The organism is Candidatus Xiphinematobacter sp. (genome assembly GCA_016766635.1).
Taxonomy (GTDB): domain Bacteria; phylum Verrucomicrobiota; class Verrucomicrobiia; order Chthoniobacterales; family Xiphinematobacteraceae; genus Xiphinematobacter.
The window spans coordinates 234242-252065 of record CP068473.1 but is presented as its reverse complement, the minus strand read 5'-3'; the positions used below and the strand labels follow the sequence as shown (position 1 = coordinate 252065).

Annotated in this window: 14 protein-coding genes and 1 tRNA gene; 4 read left to right on the top strand and 11 right to left on the bottom strand. The window is 48.7% G+C overall.

Annotated features, from left to right (window positions below):
• Positions 1–3 precede the first annotated feature (3 nt).
• The 3 genes from ruvA (at position 4) to JMM79_01110 (ending at position 2076) form a co-directional block, all read left to right on the top strand.
• Positions 4–621, top strand: coding sequence for a Holliday junction branch migration protein RuvA (gene ruvA / locus JMM79_01120; protein QQY08562.1), 618 nt, complete (start codon positions 4–6; stop codon positions 619–621).
• Positions 622–633: 12 nt separating this feature from the next.
• Complete coding sequence (locus JMM79_01115) at positions 634–1965, top strand: hypothetical protein (GenBank protein ID QQY08561.1); 1332 nt, start codon at positions 634–636, stop codon at positions 1963–1965.
• A gap of 38 nt (positions 1966–2003) precedes the next feature.
• Positions 2004–2076, top strand: a tRNA-Ala gene (locus JMM79_01110).
• 141 nt (positions 2077–2217) lie between these two features.
• Here the strand turns inward: JMM79_01110 and JMM79_01105 are convergent.
• Positions 2218–3819 (bottom strand): hypothetical protein, encoded by a 1602-nt coding sequence (locus JMM79_01105; protein QQY08560.1) that lies wholly within the window; start codon positions 3817–3819, stop codon positions 2218–2220.
• Between the two features lie 380 nt (positions 3820–4199).
• On the bottom strand, positions 4200–4403 hold the full coding sequence (locus tag JMM79_01100) for a hypothetical protein (GenBank protein ID QQY08559.1): 204 nt from the start codon (positions 4401–4403) through the stop codon (positions 4200–4202).
• A gap of 579 nt (positions 4404–4982) precedes the next feature.
• Here JMM79_01100 and JMM79_01095 point away from each other — a divergent pair.
• A complete protein-coding gene (locus tag JMM79_01095) occupies positions 4983–6941 on the top strand; it encodes an alpha-1,4-glucan--maltose-1-phosphate maltosyltransferase (protein ID QQY08558.1) in 1959 nt (652 codons plus the stop codon).
• Positions 6942–6975: 34 nt separating this feature from the next.
• Here JMM79_01095 and JMM79_01090 read toward each other — a convergent pair whose 3' ends face one another.
• The 9 genes from JMM79_01090 to fumC form a co-directional block, all read right to left on the bottom strand.
• Positions 6976–8556, bottom strand: a complete 1581-nt coding sequence (locus tag JMM79_01090; protein QQY08732.1) for an Rne/Rng family ribonuclease — start codon at positions 8554–8556, stop codon at positions 6976–6978.
• Between the two features lie 202 nt (positions 8557–8758).
• Positions 8759–10951: a penicillin-binding protein 2 gene (gene mrdA, locus JMM79_01085; GenBank protein ID QQY08557.1), complete on the bottom strand. Its 2193-nt coding sequence runs from the start codon at positions 10949–10951 to the stop codon at positions 8759–8761.
• 21 nt (positions 10952–10972) lie between these two features.
• Complete coding sequence (locus JMM79_01080) at positions 10973–11500, bottom strand: hypothetical protein (GenBank protein QQY08556.1); 528 nt, start codon at positions 11498–11500, stop codon at positions 10973–10975.
• A 5-nt stretch (positions 11501–11505) separates the two neighbouring features.
• A complete protein-coding gene (gene mreC / locus JMM79_01075; protein QQY08555.1) occupies positions 11506–12327 on the bottom strand; it encodes a rod shape-determining protein MreC in 822 nt (273 codons plus the stop codon).
• Positions 12328–12387: 60 nt separating this feature from the next.
• Entirely contained in the window at positions 12388–13428 is a 1041-nt protein-coding gene (locus tag JMM79_01070; GenBank protein ID QQY08554.1) for a rod shape-determining protein, read from the bottom strand.
• A 66-nt stretch (positions 13429–13494) separates the two neighbouring features.
• Positions 13495–14607 (bottom strand): 3-isopropylmalate dehydrogenase, encoded by a 1113-nt coding sequence (gene leuB / locus JMM79_01065; GenBank protein QQY08731.1) that lies wholly within the window; start codon positions 14605–14607, stop codon positions 13495–13497.
• 42 nt (positions 14608–14649) lie between these two features.
• A complete protein-coding gene (locus tag JMM79_01060; protein QQY08553.1) occupies positions 14650–15312 on the bottom strand; it encodes a phosphoribosylanthranilate isomerase in 663 nt (220 codons plus the stop codon).
• A gap of 209 nt (positions 15313–15521) precedes the next feature.
• Entirely contained in the window at positions 15522–15926 is a 405-nt protein-coding gene (locus JMM79_01055; GenBank protein QQY08552.1) for a phage holin family protein, read from the bottom strand.
• Between the two features lie 289 nt (positions 15927–16215).
• Entirely contained in the window at positions 16216–17619 is a 1404-nt protein-coding gene (fumC, locus tag JMM79_01050) for a class II fumarate hydratase (protein ID QQY08551.1), read from the bottom strand.
• Positions 17620–17824 lie beyond the last annotated feature (205 nt).

The following is a 17824-nucleotide window of genomic DNA, read 5'->3' as shown; positions in this document are numbered from 1 at the left end:
TTCATGATTACCTTTTTGGAAGGCATCTTATCTGAGATACTACCTACGCAGGTTACTATCGATGTACATGGAATTGGCTATCAGGTTCATGTTCCCGCATCGACCATCGGCAAATTGCCAAAGGTAGGGGAAAGAGTGCAGATTTTGACTCACCTACTTATTCGGGAGGATAGCCATGTCCTGTACGGGTTCGCTTCTGCCGCTGAAAGGGATCTTTTTCGGCTCTTAGTACAACGCGTTTCAGGTATAGGGCCCAAATTAGCACTTGCCATCCTGAGCAGGATGAGCGTGGATGCCTTTAAGTCTGCTGTGATCCACTCAGATTTGGGAACCATTTCATGTGTCAATGGTATGGGCAGGAAAACAGCTGAGCGGGTCATCCTGGAATTAAAGGATAAGCTAGGCGTAGTAGCAGAATGGGAGGGAGCTGGATCCGCTCGTGCAGGTCAACGTGCTTCTACCAATGTTGGTGATGCGGTCTTTGCCCTAATATCCCTGGGTTATGGGGAGCAAGAGGCTCGCCGAGCAGTTCATCAAGTGTTAGAACAAGAACACTCGCCCGGGGTGGCTTCCTCAGAAGAATTAGTCCGGAAAGCCCTTAAACTAAAAAGAAGCCCTTAGACTAGTAGCTCCGTGAGCGTAGAAGCATCATTTAGGCAAGCGGCCCTCTGGAGAGCAGCACGCATTCGGGATGCCTTTCCAGAAGGACGGTTCTTTCATGAAAAGTCATGGAGAATCTCTCCAGATCCCTTCCCATTATCAGCTCCTCTTTTGAGGGCAATTCATCAACTCGGAAATTGTCTCACTCTTTTTATTAAGGCATGCAATTTGCTTTATCGCCTAAGCTGTGACGGAAGGAGTCCCCTGTGGATTTCTGAGCTGCTAGATCGTGGGAAACCCCCATGGCTCATTGCTTTCCAGAGGGAAAAAGTGTTTGCTAACGATCTTCCTAGAGTATTGCGTCCAGACCTTCTCTTGACGGAGGAAGGAATTATTGCCACTGAGCTGGACAGTGTGCCAGGGGGCATTGGCCTAACAGCCTGCTTAAATGAAACCTATGCAGATATGGGGATGCCAATCTTAGGTGGACGTGAGGGGATGCTAAGAGCATTTCGTAACATCCTTCCAGGTGGAGATATTCTGGTTTCAGAGGAATCAGGAGCTTATCTCCCAGAAATGCAGTGGCTAGCGCGGCGGCTTAATAAGGACACGCCGCTAGATGGAAAAGAATTCCGGGTCTTTGATGCTACTCCAAGGGAAGACTGGCAGCCCAATGTCTATCGCTTCTTTGAGAATTTTGATCTTAAAAATATCTCCGCTGCTGGAGCCCTAAAAGCAAAGCTCCTTTCTAGAAAAATTTCTATTACCCCTCCACTAAAACCTGCCCTAGAGGAAAAGATCTGGTTTGCCTTGTTTTGGATGAAACCCTTAGAGTCCTTCTGGCTGCGGGTATTGGGTAAACGTACCTTTGTAGCTCTGAAGAGAATTATCCCATATACCTGGGTTGTCGATCCTACACCACTTCCTCCGCACGCGGTCCTCCCACACTTGGATATTCAAGACTGGACGTGTCTAGCACAATTTAGCCAAAAACAGCGTGAACTTGTTTTAAAGGTCAGCGGATTCTCCGAGCTGGCCTGGGGATCACGCGGGGTTATCGTAGCTCAAGACATTCCCCAAGCACAGTGGTCCAAGGCTATTCAGAGGGCACTTATTGAGTTTGAGACTCATCCGTGGGTACTCCAAAAGTTTTACAAGGGACAGATAGTAGAACATGCCTACGTAGAGGCAGATAATTCTATACACTCATTACAGGGCCGAGTCCGTCTTTGTCCATATTACTTCACCCATGTACCACAGACGGTGCTTGGTGGGGTGCTTGCTACGATTGTGCCTGCTGATAAAAAACTTATTCATGGGATGCCGGAGGCAATCCTTGTTCCCAGTATGTCAGCGGCTAGTTAGCAGTTTAAATTTTTTTAGGTAAGAGCGAAGGTCTGCTTGGGGGTATAGCTCAGTTGGTAGAGCATCTCGTTCGCAACGAGAAGGTCTGGGGTTCAAGTCCCCATACCTCCAGTTTTTTCTGTGGGGATGTTCCTACCCTATTTCTTTCTCAGGCAACTGCATCGAAATAGGGGGAATTGATCTTATCCAATCCATCCCCTTCAAGCTGAGAAGGGGGTGGGTTGGAGGAATACCCGAACATCCAGTGAATGCCTAATCGTGGGTAATTTCCTTGGCGAATATGTCAGTTGTACCGACTAAAGATCTCTGGATATCTATGATGAGAAAGGGACGGCGTCTTCCACGATGGAGGGAGACGCCTAACTTTGGGGCGGATGAGTGAGAGGGAAATTCGACAACGACGCGGACTTTCTTATCCAGGCGCTTCAGAAAGAAAGGCGGCCTAAAGCCTTGAGGGCGAAGTACGGCCTGATTGAGGCGAGAGGCAGTTACTCGAAAACTACCCATAAGGTAGACTCGTTTGTTCCATAGCCTGTGCTGCATGAGTTGCTGTATCTCCGAAATTTCCACTAGTTTCCCCAAAGGCATTTGGCCCGCCTTATAGGTCTGCCAACTCCCAGTGGGAAGACTGGTAAGTGGCGTGGTTACGGGATGGGTTGCGGGAAGGGATGTATGAGAAACAGAGGAAGAGATTAAGGAGTAGTCTTCTGATTGAGTCGAGGAAACGCTAGACGCAATCTCCTTTGGAGAGCGTGCAAATTGTACTGGAATAGAAAGCGCGGCGCGTGCTTGAACTGGTACCGCTCTAGCCACTTTTGTTTCAAAAATAGGAAAAGGAGTCCTTGCTTTTTTAGATTGGATATTCTGGAGAGAAGTAAGCGGACGGCGAGAGCAGCTCTCTGGAGAGAGGTTAGTAGTTTTTTTCAGAAGTAGTGCTGGCCTTTCGATGCGTATAAGCTGGCCTATTTTGGAGGGCCCAGTTGTGTCGGAAAGGGTACGTGGAGGAGCCTCCCCTTTACGAAGGGACTGAGATTGTGCTGGGCGAGCCTTTAATTCGGATTGTCTACGGCAGAGGTAGTAGGATCTTCTGGCAACTTCTATTTCTTCTTTGGAAAGAATTGGCAGGCCCGCTTTGACGTTAAGAAAATCTGGGGGAGACAGAGAAAAGCTTTCAGGACCATGGTAGGAAGAGTAACTCCCGTAAAGGATTGGGAGAGTGGTAAAAAGAATACGCCCATCCCCAACATATTCTATGTGGATTAATGCAGAAAGATCAAATCGCTTTTCTAGACGTATGTGTAGCCCAGTGAGAAGAGTTTTCTGAAGGAGAGGTACTACTTGCTGTCTGGCAGTAAAGACGCTCTCTAGCAGTACACTTGAAACGTCTATAGATTGGGCAAGGGCAACTACACCGGAAGAGAAAAGATTGTGGGCACCCAGCCCAAATGAGTCGAGGATGGTATAAGTCCCAATAACATAAGGAACCAGATCGCGCGTTTCCCGGTAATTGCGGATGAAGTTGCGCAGCAACCGAGCATTAGTATCTTCTAAAACCTTGGGACTCATCATTCCATAGCGCTGGAAGAGGGTTTTTGGATTCAAAAACTCTCCCCTCGGTGCAGTTGTCAGCTCAAATTTTTGGATATTCTCTAACTTTTTTAGCTTCCTTAGAGCCTCATAACTCAGGGGCTTTTCCGGATACCCGAAGATATAGTAACTCCCCAACCAACAGAATGCGGCAAGCAAGACGAGAAAGAGGATAAAAACGGTCCAGCAGAATAGATTCTCCCTACCCCCCCTCCGAGGACTAGTGGACAAATCGTCGCCATCCTCAAATTTCACGAGTTCCTCCATCCAAAAACTTCCGCTCTCAAGTTTATAGAAGAGGGTAACAGGGCTAGAATAACTTGGCCCTTAGACGCCAGACTACCAGGCACGAGCCACCCTGAAATAGCTGTCAGCAAGACTCCCCACCTGAGGGGGATGGAGGCGCTAGGGGCGGGAAAACTTACAAGCACAAGCTCACCTCAAAAAAGCCTAACATCCACAGTCGCAGACTACCCTCGGTTGCTGAGTCCGAAAACCACCTCTGTTGAGGTGATCCTTGTGGTCCAAGGTACCCTCCCACCTAAACAAAGGAACACTCACCTGATCGACTAAAACATAACCACATTCGCACGTAAAGACCACGTCCCATCTCTCTGGCAATCTAGAGACAAAAAGAAGCTTAATCCTCACTCAGTTAGCCCCGCGCGCGGCCGGCCGCGCTCCACAGAAACACGCAGCCCACCTCCGAGATTGGGGTTCAGCGAGACGTCACGAGCTGCACCATGGCCTATCTCCACCGCACGGCCCAGTCTAAAAATAACGCATTCAGCAGTCAAACCGCGTTGTCGCACAGAGACAATACCGAGGTTGTGACAGGCGGATGAGTACATCTCACCTCTGCTAAAAAGAAGTAGAACCCACAGGATATGCACATTCATTGGGCTTGAGTTAGTAGAGTTTCTTGGCATATCCCAAAAGGAATGAGCTACCTGGGTAATTTGCTTACGTCGGTGAGATCCTTGGCGGCAGATATTTTTTATACGGTCTTGCGCGCCCCTCTTTGTACAGGGGTCATGCAAAGGGGGATTATATATTTTACCAGCCTCCATGGTTTGAGAACATGCTGGACAAGCCTACAGGCATACTCTAACGGAGAGAACGGGATTTTTATCCTAACGCTCCGGTGGAAGAGCTTGGGAGGCACATTATTCCAGCGAACTAGAATGTACAGCCCCTCCTCAACAAGTGATTTGCGATGAGTGTAGGCGTATGAAAGTAACCTTCAGATATGGGGCGGGAAGAGAATGTCCAGAGGTAATGCAGTCCTTCAGTGTTCTACTGATAGCTGGGCCTAGAAACCCGGCTTGCTCTCTTTGGACCAAGGAGCCCTCGTGGAGATGGGTGCTTGCTCTGAAGTGGGCGGAAAGGGGCGTACTTTAGGTAAAACTGTCCAAAGGTAAAATTGTCCAGTGAAACAGCCAGTCACTATCGTTATTCAACATCTTACTCCAGAGCTGGACTGTGGAAAGTTTCCCCTAAAGCGGGTGGTAGGAGAGGATCTTTGCATTGAAGCAGATATCTTTAAGGAAGGATATGAAGCGATTAGGGCCCTCCTAAAGTGGCGATTTGTAGGTGACAAGGTATGGAACGAGGGGATGATGTTTGCTCTAGAGAATAGTCGATGGAGGGGGGCGTTTCCCCTCCTTAAGATAGGAGTGTGGGAGTACACTATCGAAGCGTGGCAAGATGAATTTCTTTCCTGGCAGTGGGGAGTTTGCAAAAAATTTGACAACGGCGTGTATGCACTCCACAACGAGGCCCTAGAGGGATCTCAATTTATAGAGCAAGCTGCTAGGAATGCAGAGACGACTGCTGACGCTTCGATTTTAGAAAAGTTTTCCGAGGTAACTCGACGGGCCAATGCCGAACAGCTGCGTATCCTCTGTGAGGACCAAGAGCTGGTCGCACTAATGATGTGTTGGGGAAAGCGATCACTTTCTACAATGTTACAGCCCTATCGAAGGGTACGCGTAGATCGTCAAAGAGCGGCTTTTGCAGCGTGGTATGAGTTTTTCCCACGTTCGGCGGAAGGAAAAGCGGAATCTGGATCGGCCTTGCGGGATTGCCTGAACAGGATCGACGATGCAAAAGAAATGGGCTTTGACATCGTCTACTTTCCTCCGGTCCACCCTATTGGGGAAACTAATCGCAAGGGAAGGAATAATAGCATAAAATGCATTCCCGGGGACCCAGGAGTACCCTATGCAATCGGCAACTTCCGACAAGGGGAAATGGGTGGTGGACATCGGGATATAGCGCCTGAGTTGGGAACACTTAGGGACTTCGAATGGTTGATTTCAGAAGTACGTAGGCGGGACATGGAAATTGCGCTAGATTTTGCCATCAATTGTTCTCCAGATCATCCTTATCTTCGTGACCATCCTGAGTGGTTTTTTCGGCGTCCAGATGGCTCTATTAAGTGTGCAGAGAATCCGCCTAAAAAGTATGAGGATGTTTATCCGCTTAACTTTTATGCCAGGAATTGGAAGGCCCTTTGGAAGGAACTATACCAGGTGCTGCTATTCTGGTGTGCCAGAGGAATACTTATCTTTCGTGTAGATAATCCACATACAAAACCCGTTTTTTTTTGGGAGTGGATCATTGGCAAGGTACAAGAGAAATACCCGCAGGCTATCTTTTTAAGCGAGGCTTTCACACATCCAAAAATGATGCAACTGCTTGCAAAGGTAGGTTTTACCCAGAGCTATACCTATTTCACTTGGAGAAATACCAAACAGGAGCTCGTAGAATATTTTACCGAACTTACCCGATCAGAAATGAAGGAATTTTTCCGCCCAAACCTCTTTACTAATACTCCGGATATTTTGCCATATTTTCTCCAGCAAGGAGGTCGTGCCGGGTTTCAAATTCGTGCTACCCTGGCAGCCACGCTTGCCCCAGTTTATGGTATCTACAGCGGTTTCGAGCTGTGCGAGAATTTGGCGATCCCAGGGAGTGAGGAGTATCTAAACTCGGAAAAATACCAGTTCAAGGCGCGAGACTGGAATGCTCCTGGAAATATTAAGAATTACCTCGCTGTACTTAACAGGATCCGCCGAGAGAACAGGGCGCTGCGCTCTTATGAAAGCCTCCGATTTCATCCAGTGGACAACGACCAAATTCTATTCTACAGCAAATCTACTCCTTCCAAAAATAACGTCCTCCTTTTTGCGGTGAGCCTGGATCCCCATAATGCACAGTCCACCTATATGAATGTTCCCCTCAGGGAGTGCGGTTATTCGGCGGAGCAAGACACTTATCAACTAAAAGATCTACTTGACGGAGAGAAGCTTGTCTGGGCTAGAGAACACAACCGCGTAACCCTGAGCCCCCTGCGGCCGGCATGCATACTACGCCTGCAGCGGTGACTAATCTTTGCGAGGGAGGCACTTTTTTAATCCGCTAAGGTTTCATCTCTTCATCGGTCAAAGCATTTAGAATTATGAATCTCTCATGGTGGAAGCTGGAGTCCGTACGGAAGCTCAAGCGCACAGCGTAACGACGCTCAATGTCTAGGAGTAACTCTTCATCTGTACGTAAGCGACCCAAAAGATCTGGATGTACGATAATTTTAATTTCTCGGATGTTGTTGGCGTGCTTACGCACGACAGAGTGGATGGCTCTTTGCAGTTCAACACTCATCGTGGTCGGGCTCTTGACAGTACCATGCCCGTGACAATAAGGGCAATTAAGGTAGTGAACGCTAGCTAGGCTTTCTTTAGCACGCTGACGAGTCATCTCCATAAGGCCCAGTGGGGAAATAGGAAGGATATTCGTGCGCGCCTTATCCCGTCTAAGACGCTCACGAAGCCTTTGATAGACAGCCTGCTGGTCCTTTCGGTTCTTCATATCAATAAAATCTGCGACGATGATACCTCCGATGTTGCGGAGACGGAGTTGGCGGGCGATTTCGTCCGCAGCTTCAAGGTTGGTCTGAAGAATAGTTTTTCCTATGTCCTTTACGCCTTTATTGCGACCTGTATTGACATCGATGGCAATCATCGCCTCTGTTTCGTCGAAAACAATGTACCCACCACAAGGCAGCCACACTTTTCGTAGAAAAGCTGCCTCGATCTGCCTCTGGACTCCAAAATTCTCAAAAATAGGCTGCTGTCCACTGTAAAGGTGGACCTTACTGCGAGCACGCCGAGAAACGTGTCCAACTAGAGTTTGCACGCGCTCACATGCCTGCCTATCATCCAGATATACGGCATCCACGCTGTCTGTTAGGAAGTCCCGAACTGTACGGTCGATGAGATCCGGTTCTGATGAAAGTATGGCGGGAGCGGTCTTTTTCTCCATTCCAGTCTGGATTTGCTGCCATTGCTCTAGTAGGAGACTCAAGTCGCGTACAAAGAAACGTTCACGTTGTTTTTGGCCAATTGTTCGGATAATGAGGCCCATTCCTTCTGGAAGACGAAGCTTCCTTAAAATGGTGCGTAGACGCTCGCGTTCTCTAGGAACCTCAATTTTGCGTGAAATGCCACATTGATCGTTAAATGGCATAAGAACCAAATAGCGTCCTGGTAAACTAATGTCCGTTGTAATTCTAGGTCCTTTGTTGCTAATAGGTCCCTTCTTCACTTGGACCATGATCTCCGAACCAACAGGGTAAATGGAGGGGACGTCCTTGACCGTGACCTTATTGCCTGCAACAGGTTTTTTTTCCTTTCCACTCCGGCTGACGGTTTCAACTCCACTGTCTAATACTGTTGGGATAGCGTCCCAGAACTGGAGGAAGGCATTTTTTCCAAAACCAATATCGACAAACATGGCTTTAATTCCAGGTTCAATATTACGTACCTTCCCCTTGAAGATGGAACCAACAATGTTGTGTTCTGTTTCCCTCTCCGTGGAATATTCCTCCAGGAGGCCACCCTCTAAGAGTGCGACGCGTTTCTCGAGCCTTTCGCAGCTCACAACGAGAGTAATATCGAGTTTGCTTTTGCCAAAACCGAGGAGGCGCTTGACTGATTCAATCATGGAAGATAAGGGGGACAATGGAGACTGCAGGCGGTAGAGAAGAGAGTACACTCTTTCCTTTAGCAGCTAGTGCGTCACGCTAGGAAAAGTTACAAAATAGATGCGGGATGGACAGTGTACCTTCTTTTTGTTGCACCCTTTCGGAAAGTTATACTGAGAGCGATCAGCTGTTTTCTATTATCTGTTACTTGCGTGCCCTTCCCTAGCGGAGGAAGTTGTTGCATCCCGTTTCGACGGAGTTCGAAAACCCCCTGGTTCCCGTCTTAAACTGAGGCAGTCTGGACGTGTGTCCTTCCAGATCCGTTTCTTTATCACCAATATCGGGTCCTGCAACGTGCATTGCCTCACTACTGCCTGCAGCGCGTAGATCTGAAGGGCCAGGGATTTTGACGGCTCCTTCATCCTCAATGGTCGTACCCCCAGTATCATCGAAATTTACCGATTCAATCTGGGAGAAATCCCCCTTAGCCGGCCTTAGCGCAGTCAGGTGAATCTCTGTGCCGTTCTCTATAGCGAGAATGTCCCAAAGAATCTTTTTTACAATGGGAGCGGCAACGCCACCTCCGGACCGTGCTCCTTCCACCATGACACACACGGCGTATTTGGGTTTTTCAAACGGAGCAAAGGCAACAAACCAGACCCGATTATCCTTGATGCGGTCACGCCAGAACTGGGCGGTCCCACTCTTGCCAGCCACAGAAATGTTTTGTATGCGTACCTTCCCTCCCGTACCTCTTTCAGAGTTGACAACTTTCCACAGGCCATCACGCACTAACTTAAAGTCCTCTGGCTGTATCCCTCCTCCGCCTTTGTCGAGAAGATTTGTACGAATAATCCTGGTGGGCTCTCTGGTAATAACGCGGTCGTTCACGGAAACAACGCGATCAATCAAGCGAGGGTAATAGGTGACGCCACCATTGGCGATTGTTGCGGTAAGAAGAGCCATTTGAAGAGGGGTGGTGAGCACGAAACCCTGACCAATGGACGTGTTGGCTGTATAACCCGCGGACCATTTTTCTGCAGGATTGAGAGTGACAAGCCATCCCGGAGTGGGGAGTAAGCCAGAGGATTCTCCAGCAAGGGGAATCCCTGTTTTTTGCCCCAGCCCGAGCATGCCTCCAGTTTTTGCAATTTGGTCGATGCCTGCAGCATTTCCATACTGGTAAAAAAAAGCGTTGCAGGAAACCTCCAGAGCCTCGGATAGAGTGAGAGTTCCGTGGGAACGCAGATGCCTCTGAACAACCCAACATTGCATGTATTTGTTCCCATACTGGACACCGCCAGTACAAGTAAAAGGCCTGTGCCCAAGCCCTTTAGGAAGCCCAGCAAGTGCAGTGACAATCTTGTAGACAGAACCAGGAGCATAAGCGCCAATGGAACGGTTAATTAGCGGGTTCGTGGGATCGGTAATCAGAGCATTCCAATCTCTTGCACTAATTGCCGGAACGAATTTGTTTGGATCGAAAGATGGAACTGACACCATAGCAAAAATGTCTCCGCTATTAGGATCCACGACTACAGCAGCACCCCTGCCGACGGCGCGCATGGCCCTTTCCGAAATATATTGAATGCGAGCGTCAATAGTGAGGTAAACATCATCCCCACGTTTTGGTCCGACCATGCCAACCTCTCTCTTAGCAATATCTCCCCTCGTCTTGCTCTGGAGTATGCGCATCCCAGGAATACCCTTTAGCCACTCATTCGCGTGGAGCTCAATTTGGGATTTCCCCTCTATATCTGGCTGGTAGAAAGAAAATTTGGAGGCTTCTTTCCGATCGATGTGGCGTGGCATGCCCACGTAGCCTAGCACATGGGCAGCCATAGCTCCATAGACATAATGACGAACAGGATGTATGGCGACCGTTACTCCTGGCAGCATGGCATTGTTTTCACTAAGGCGGGCCACAGTACCAAAATCGATGTCTTGACGGTAATGAAAGGGGATCTCAGTGTTGCTGTGGTAGTGTGTCTGCAGTTTGTCAAAATTGAAATTTTTCGCAATCCCAAGGCCCTCCAGTCGAGAGATCAGCATTCGCTTGACAATGGATACGATGTCATCCTCGGTCAGATCCTTGATCATATTGCCTACGGCGGCTCGGTAATTTATCTGGGGCGGATGACCGTAGATTTGTTTGTAGGCATGCGTGATAGCCGGCAAGTAGAGGTCCACATCAAAGCTAACTCGGTTTTGGACTAGCGGTATTCCGTTGCGGTCACGAATCTCTCCACGTACAGCTGGAACCCGTACAGTGACCTTGGAGCGCTCCGAGCGCGCACGGTAATCAGCCACCTTGACGACTTGAATATACCACAATTTTATAGTAACCACGCTGAGCATGAGGAGAATAATACCAGCTAGAAAACATAATCGGCGTTTTGTCTGCTCCCGGTTCATAAAGAAATTGGTCAGGGGTTCCTAACCTAGCTTTCTGGGGAGCAAAATAGTTTTCAGGAGTGTGAAAGGGATTCCTATTACCGGAAAAAGTAGGCAGGAGGTCACGGTAGGAACGCAAACCCTCCAAAGGACGTTTACATTGAAAGAAATGCCGTCCCTATGTAGAGCAATCACAACATAATGGAGAGAGAGTAAGGAAAAAGTACACATGGCACTTAGGAGAGAGTGTGGCCACCAAAACTCTCGCAGGAGGATCTTATCTCTGATGTATTGCATGAGCGTGCCTAGCATGGAGTAGGCGACAATTGACCAACCTATCCCGATTTCAATCGTTCCACTGACTACCTGGAAGGCAGAGAGATCGGTAAAAAATCCGGTGAACGCTGCTAGCGCTAGCATGTGGACAAATCGGAGGGATAGAGCACCGTAGGTAAATAAAATGGGTGGGAATAGGATGTACGTGGATGGTAGGCCGTTTAAAGGTGGGACACAATCTTGGATGATGAGAGAGAGCAACGTGGAGACAGAGAGAATACTAAGCAGACACATAGGCCTCACCTGACTCCTTTTGCTACGACGAAGACATCTTTATCCTCTAGATGGGAAAGATCAACAGCAGGCTCTAGCTGGGCCTGGCTATCTAGTTTTCTGGAATGGGTACACTTGATGGTCCCTATAAGAATTCCTGGAGGGAAAACCCCCCCACCGACCCCGACAGTATAAACTCGTTTCCCAGATTCGATTTGAGCGTTTTTGGATAGGAAATTTAACGCCAGGAGCATGGAGTTGCCATTAGAGAGCCTCTGGCCACTGACGATGCCTTTTTCCTGTGTTCCCTCTATTGTAGCAGCTACCTTACAATTTTCGTCTGTAACAAGCAAAACGGTAGAGACACCTCTTCCGACAGTGACAATTTTCCCTACCAATCCAACTCCCGTGAGGACAGGCATATCTAGTCCAATGCCGTCTTGAAAGCCGTGGTCAATCAAGACAGTGTCCCACCAAGTGGAGGCTCTGTAGGAGATTACACGAGCGGGGACCAGGTGAAAGGCGGAACGCTTGCGATAAGCAAGCGCATCACGGAGCTGATTGTTTTCCTCCTGTAAGCCCTGCGTTAGTTCGAGAGAAGCTCGGAGTCTATCTCTCTCCAGAGAGAGAGTCCTTATCCGCCGCTGCAACTGAATGGATGTAGATAGAGGGGACCGTAGGCATGGATCAATTAGGACTGCTCTAAGTGTTGCAACGGCTTGCACTACAGGGGAGAGAAAGGAGAGGAGATTGGACTGCATTTTCTGGACAAGCTGGGCTTGCATATTGGTTAGTGCCACCGCAGCCGTCAGCACGAGCAGAAGCAGGGCAGCGTGACTCTTTCTCATTATACCGGCCAAGTTTTTTCTGTGAAAATGACGAACGAGACTGGTAGGTATATCTTTTGGCTACCTCCACAAGGGTTTGTCTGTGGAGGCAACTGCGCGCAAAAAACTAAGCTCCTGAAGGGCTTTTCCGGTGCCTTCGGCAACAGCGCTCAAGGGATCCTCTGCAATATGGACAGGAAGAGCAGTCGCTTCTGACAGCAACTTATCTAAGCCTCGGAGCAGCGCCCCTCCACCAGCAAGGACTAAGCCACGGTCCACCAAATCTGCAGAGAGTTCAGGAGGACAACGCTCAAGTGTTATGCGCACAGAATCCACAATCGTGGCAATAGGCTCAGTGAGAGCTTCTCGGATCTCTTGTGAGGAAATGGTGATGGTTTTTGGAAGTCCCGCTACCAGATCGCGCCCTTTGACTTCCATTGTCGTCTCTTTGTCTAGTTTGTAAGCTGATCCAATCCTAATCTTAATTTCCTCTGCAGTGCGCTCCCCGATCATGAGATTATATGTACGCTTCATGTACTGAGAGATGGCCTCGTCAAGCTCATCTCCCGCAATGCGCACACTCTGGCTGAGGACAATGCCGGAGAGGGAAATTAGGGCAACTTCAGTAGTCCCTCCCCCAATATCGACAATCATGTTCCCGGCGGCATCCTGGACAGGCAGTCCTACTCCAATAGCGGCCGCCATCGGCTCCTCAATGAGATAAACCTCCCTGGCACCAGCGTGGGTTGCGGAGTCTTTGACGGCTCGTTTTTCTACTTCCGTTATGCCGCTTGGCACGGCGATCACTACCCGTGGGCGTACCATGTATCCCCGATTGTGCACCTTGCTGATGAAATGCCGCAACATTTCCTCAGTGATTTCAAAATCAGCTATTACACCGTCCTTTAGAGGGCGAATAGCAACAATATTACCCGGAGTTCTGCCCAACATCCGTTTGGCTTCATCTCCCACAGCTAACACCTTACTCGTTCCCTGGTGAACAGCAACCACGGAGGGCTCGCGCAAAACAATGCCACGGTCTTTCGCGTAGACCAAGGTGTTGGCTGTGCCCAAGTCGATCCCAATATCATTGGAGAAAAATCCGAGTAGCTTATCGAACATCTTTCTTTTTAACGAAAAGTACGGTGGTAAGGTAAAAGCTATGTGTTACCCTCAGAGAGGAATATCCTATTGGAAGCTAATGGCATTAGCGATTGCTTTACCGATCTCCGCGGTTCCCACTTTTTTCGTTCCTTCCGTCCAAATATCTGCAGTGCGCAGTCCCTCCTCGGAAATAACAGAATAGACCGCATTTTCGATAGCGGCCGCTGCTGCAGTCGCTGATTGAGAACCGCTAAAAGAGTACCGTAGCAGCATGGCCACGGAGAGGATTTGAGCGATGGGGTTAGCCACATCTCTTCCGGCAATATCAGGAGCCGACCCTCCACTGGGCTCGTAAAGCCCAAATCTTCCATGAGGGGTGGCTCTGACACTCAGGCTAGCACTGGGCAGCATGCCAATAGAGCCAGCAAGCATACCAACTTCATCGCTCAGGATATCTCCAAACAGGTTTTCGGCAAGCAGCACGTCAAAGTTAGAAGGATTTCTAATTAGCTGCATAGCAGCATTGTCTACATAGAGGTGATTAAGCGAAACATCCGGATAATGAGTGGCGACGTCATCTACCGTAAGGCGCCAGAGCAGTCCATTTTGAAGGACATTTGCTTTATCAATTGAGGTAAGGCGTTTAGCTCTCGACCGAGCTACGTCAAAAGCAACTTTGGCCACTCGGCGAATCTCGCTCTCCCGGTAGACCATAGTATCAATGGCAACCCTTTCCCCTTTTTTCCCACTAATGCCCTTTGGTTCTCCAAAATAAAGTCCACCAGTTAGCTCTCGGACGCAAAGGATATTAAACCCACTTGTGACGATACGAGGATGAAGAGGAGAGGCGTGAGCAAGAGCGGGAAAACAGATAGCAGGGCGTAAATTGGCGAATAAGGAGAAGTGTCTACGCAAGAAAAGCAAAGCGGCTCTCTCTGGTTGCTGTTCCGGAGGGAGGTGAGACCACTTTGGCCCCCCTACTGAGCCGAAAAGGATAGCGTCCGAAGTTTCGCAAGCTCGCAAAGTTTTCAGGGGAAGAGCCACCCCGGTTGCATCAATGGCGGCACCTCCGACCAGTTGCTTAGTCAATTTTAATTGAAGTCCAAAGCAAGACTGCACCTTGCAGAGTACGCGGAGTGCTTCCCCCATAACCTCTGGACCGATGCCATCACCTACAAGAACTGCTATTTGAGCCATCATGCGACAGGGTGAAATCTTACCTACAATTTTTCGCTCTCATTACACCTCCTTTGTAGCCTTAATCAAAGCCTGGATTTTTTCCACTGCCTTACGCCCAAGCTTATCCTCAACGCCACTAGCGACATCCACCGCAAAAGGATGTACCACGGAAATGGCCTGCCTAACGTTTTCTGGGCGAAGCCCCCCCGCTAAAAGGAAACGTTTATGTGGGAAGGCACGAATCACACGCTTGGCTATAGAAAGATTAATGAGCGTTCCCGTACCACCATAGGCCCCACTAGGAGAGTCGGAATCCAGTAAAAGGTAAGGGGTTTGGAAAGAGCGTACCTGCCTCTCAATAAACTCATAGCTGCTGGTCCGTATAGCCTTGATCCAAACAGGGAAACCGGAACCCCGGCAAAACTCTGGAGACTCATCCCCATGAAATTGAACGGTATCGAAAGCACGAGATGTGAGGAGGAACTGAAGTTCTGTGGGAGTAGGATTTACGACTACGGCAACGCGTGTCACCCTGCGCGGTAACAATAGTAATGTGGATAGAAGGGGTAGGGTGGACTCTGGGGAGAGGAAACGCTTAGAAGATGGACAAAAATTGAACCCCAAAGCGTCTGCCCCTGCCCGAACGGCGCCCTCGATCTCTTCGGTAGTTTGCAGGCCGCAAATCTTAACTCGAGGCCGGCCATTATTGGAGAATAGGGTCATGCAATGTACAATAGGGCGATCTAAGTCGGACCTTGGCAGCGGGTAAGAGCGGCCTTCATCCTATAATCCATAACAGTAGTATAAGTGTAGAGTTTCTAAATGCTCGATTAACATTTTGATATTTTAGGGAGGACGGCATCTCCCATACGTCCCCTCCTACCTGCAATTTGTCTCCTCTTATCCTGACTAGGTTTGCAGACATGTCGAGGTCATCTATGGGCATCAGCACGCTTGATGGCGGCACGGTGTGCTGCAATGCGGATGCGCCTATCACCAGTTCGAAAAAATAAATTAAGCATCCAACTTATCAAGCTGATGAAAAAGGAGGCGAGAAATGCACTCCAAAATCCTTCTATTTGGAAATAGGGAAGTAGCCAAGCAACGAGGCTTAGAAGCAATGCGTTAATAACGAAGACAAAAGTGCCCATCGTAAGCAGGACGAACGGTGTACTCAGCAGCAATAAAATTGGGCGCATGAAGCTATTTACAACCCCAAGAAGTAGGCTAGTCCCTACGAGGGTAGCGAGCGAACCTATGTGTATTCCCGGGACGATGGTTGAAGCAACATAGATGGCGACCGTCGTGACGATCCACCGGATAACAAATGTCTTCATTGATAAAAAACCGGAGAAATAGCCAGAATGCCCCTTGTGGAAAAAAACCACACGCCTCCCAGCAGATAAAGGGGCAAGAAGGCCATAGCACTCTTTCTACACACCCCTTCAACGCCGGATCAAAAACAACCAAACCAGTTGCACGTAAGCAACTTGGTACCAAGCGCCACTAGGCTAATCGAGAACCCCCATCCTACCCCTATCTCATGAGAAAAAAAAGAAAGAAGGAGTTTAAAGTTCCGATATACTTCCCCCTCGCAAAAGCTTTCTGGTATAAAAAGCCCTGGCACTAAACACTGGCACGGATCATATTCTCGGGCCGAACCATATCATCAAACTGTTCTCCACTTAAATAGCCAAGTGTCAAGGCAGCCTCGCGAAGGCTAAGATTTTCCTCGTGAGCCTTCTTAGCAATCTGGGCGGCTTTGTCATATCCAATGAGGGGATTTAGGGCAGTAACTAGCATGAGAGAGGTTTGGACATAAGCATTAATGCGTCCCCTGTTAGCCTTAATGCCAAAGGCGCAGTGACTGCTGAAAGAACTACCAGCATCCGTGAGTAGTCTGACGGAGTTAAGAAAGTTGTGAATTATAATCGGTTTAAAGGTGTTAAGTTCAAAGTGACCCTGGCTACCAGCAATCCCGATAGCGGTATCATTTCCTAGCACTTCCACTGCCACCATAGTCAAAGCCTCGGACTGAGTGGGATTTACTTTTCCTGGCATGATAGAGGATCCAGGCTCATTTTCTGGAATGCTTAATTCTCCGAGGCCACAACGGGGACCAGATGCAAGCCAACGGATGTCGTTGGCGATCTTCATGAGAGTACAAGCGAGAGTTTTGAGTGCACCGCTGGCAAACACCAACTCATTGTGGGCAGAAAGTGCAGCGAACTTATTTGGAGCAGAAAAAAACGGAAGCCCGGTAAGCACCGCAACATGATGAGCGGAAATTTCCCCGAAGAGAGGATGGGAATTTAGTCCCGTTCCTACGGCAGTACCTCCGATCGCCAAAGCATACAGACCATGAAGTACGGCTTGTAGCCGCTCTAAATCTGCCTCAAGTAGAGCAACATAACCAGAAAACTCTTGGCCCAGGGTTAAAGGAGTGGCATCTTGCAGGTGGGTACGCCCGATTTTGATAATATCTGAAAATTTTCTCTGCTTTTCAGCGAGTACATCTCTTAGCCTACGCACCATCGGGAGCAGGGCGTTGTATATCTGGGATGCAGCTGCAATATTCATCGCAGTTGGGAAGACATCATTAGAGGACTGCGATAGATTTACATCATCATTGGGATGAATTGGTTTTTTAGAGCCGAGTACACCCCCATCCATTTCAATAGCACGGTTGGAAATTACTTCGTTTACATTCATATTGCTCTGCGTTCCACTCCCAGTTTGCCAGACACGCAGCGGAAAATGACTATTTAGCTTTCCGGAGATGATTTCGTTGGCTGCCTGAATGATAAGAAGAGCCTTTTTCTCAGAAAGTTTTCCAAGCTCTTGATTGGCAAGAGCGCAAGCTTTCTTGAGAATACCCAAGGCCCTGATTAGTTCTTCTGGTTGAAACTCCTTACCGATATTAAAGTAGATGAGTGAACGGGCAGTCTGCGCCCCATAATAGCGGTCACTTGGGACGTGGATTTCTCCCATGCTGTCGGTTTCGATGCGATAGGTGATGGTGTTGGACATAGAGTCTTGAGAGAAGATGTTAGGGTAAGTCTGACCATGCGGTACGCATTATCCCTAGAAGGAATGGCCTCCTCAGGAGCGATCTAAAAAGAAGGTCGGTCCCCCAGAAACCCAGCTGATCAGTAGTAGGGAATATCACATCACCCAAGCTAGTCGAGGTATATGAGTGTACCCCCTTTCTTTCAGAAGAGCCTCCGATTAATTT

What these genes read in the sequence shown, in the direction of transcription:
- ruvA (QQY08562.1), top strand. Translation starts at nt 4, where the DNA reads ATGATTACCTTTTTGGAAGGCATCTTATCTGAGATACTACCTACGCAG.
- JMM79_01105 (QQY08560.1), bottom strand. Translation starts at nt 3,819, where the DNA reads ATGGAGGAACTCGTGAAATTTGAGGATGGCGACGATTTGTCCACTAGT.
- JMM79_01100 (QQY08559.1), bottom strand. Translation starts at nt 4,403, where the DNA reads ATGTACTCATCCGCCTGTCACAACCTCGGTATTGTCTCTGTGCGACAA.
- JMM79_01090 (QQY08732.1), bottom strand. Translation starts at nt 8,556, where the DNA reads ATGATTGAATCAGTCAAGCGCCTCCTCGGTTTTGGCAAAAGCAAACTC.
- mrdA (QQY08557.1), bottom strand. Translation starts at nt 10,951, where the DNA reads ATGAACCGGGAGCAGACAAAACGCCGATTATGTTTTCTAGCTGGTATT.
- JMM79_01080 (QQY08556.1), bottom strand. Translation starts at nt 11,500, where the DNA reads ATGTGTCTGCTTAGTATTCTCTCTGTCTCCACGTTGCTCTCTCTCATC.
- mreC (QQY08555.1), bottom strand. Translation starts at nt 12,327, where the DNA reads ATGAGAAAGAGTCACGCTGCCCTGCTTCTGCTCGTGCTGACGGCTGCG.
- JMM79_01070 (QQY08554.1), bottom strand. Translation starts at nt 13,428, where the DNA reads ATGTTCGATAAGCTACTCGGATTTTTCTCCAATGATATTGGGATCGAC.
- leuB (QQY08731.1), bottom strand. Translation starts at nt 14,607, where the DNA reads ATGGCTCAAATAGCAGTTCTTGTAGGTGATGGCATCGGTCCAGAGGTT.
- JMM79_01060 (QQY08553.1), bottom strand. Translation starts at nt 15,312, where the DNA reads ATGACCCTATTCTCCAATAATGGCCGGCCTCGAGTTAAGATTTGCGGC.
- JMM79_01055 (QQY08552.1), bottom strand. Translation starts at nt 15,926, where the DNA reads ATGAAGACATTTGTTATCCGGTGGATCGTCACGACGGTCGCCATCTAT.
- fumC (QQY08551.1), bottom strand. Translation starts at nt 17,619, where the DNA reads ATGTCCAACACCATCACCTATCGCATCGAAACCGACAGCATGGGAGAA.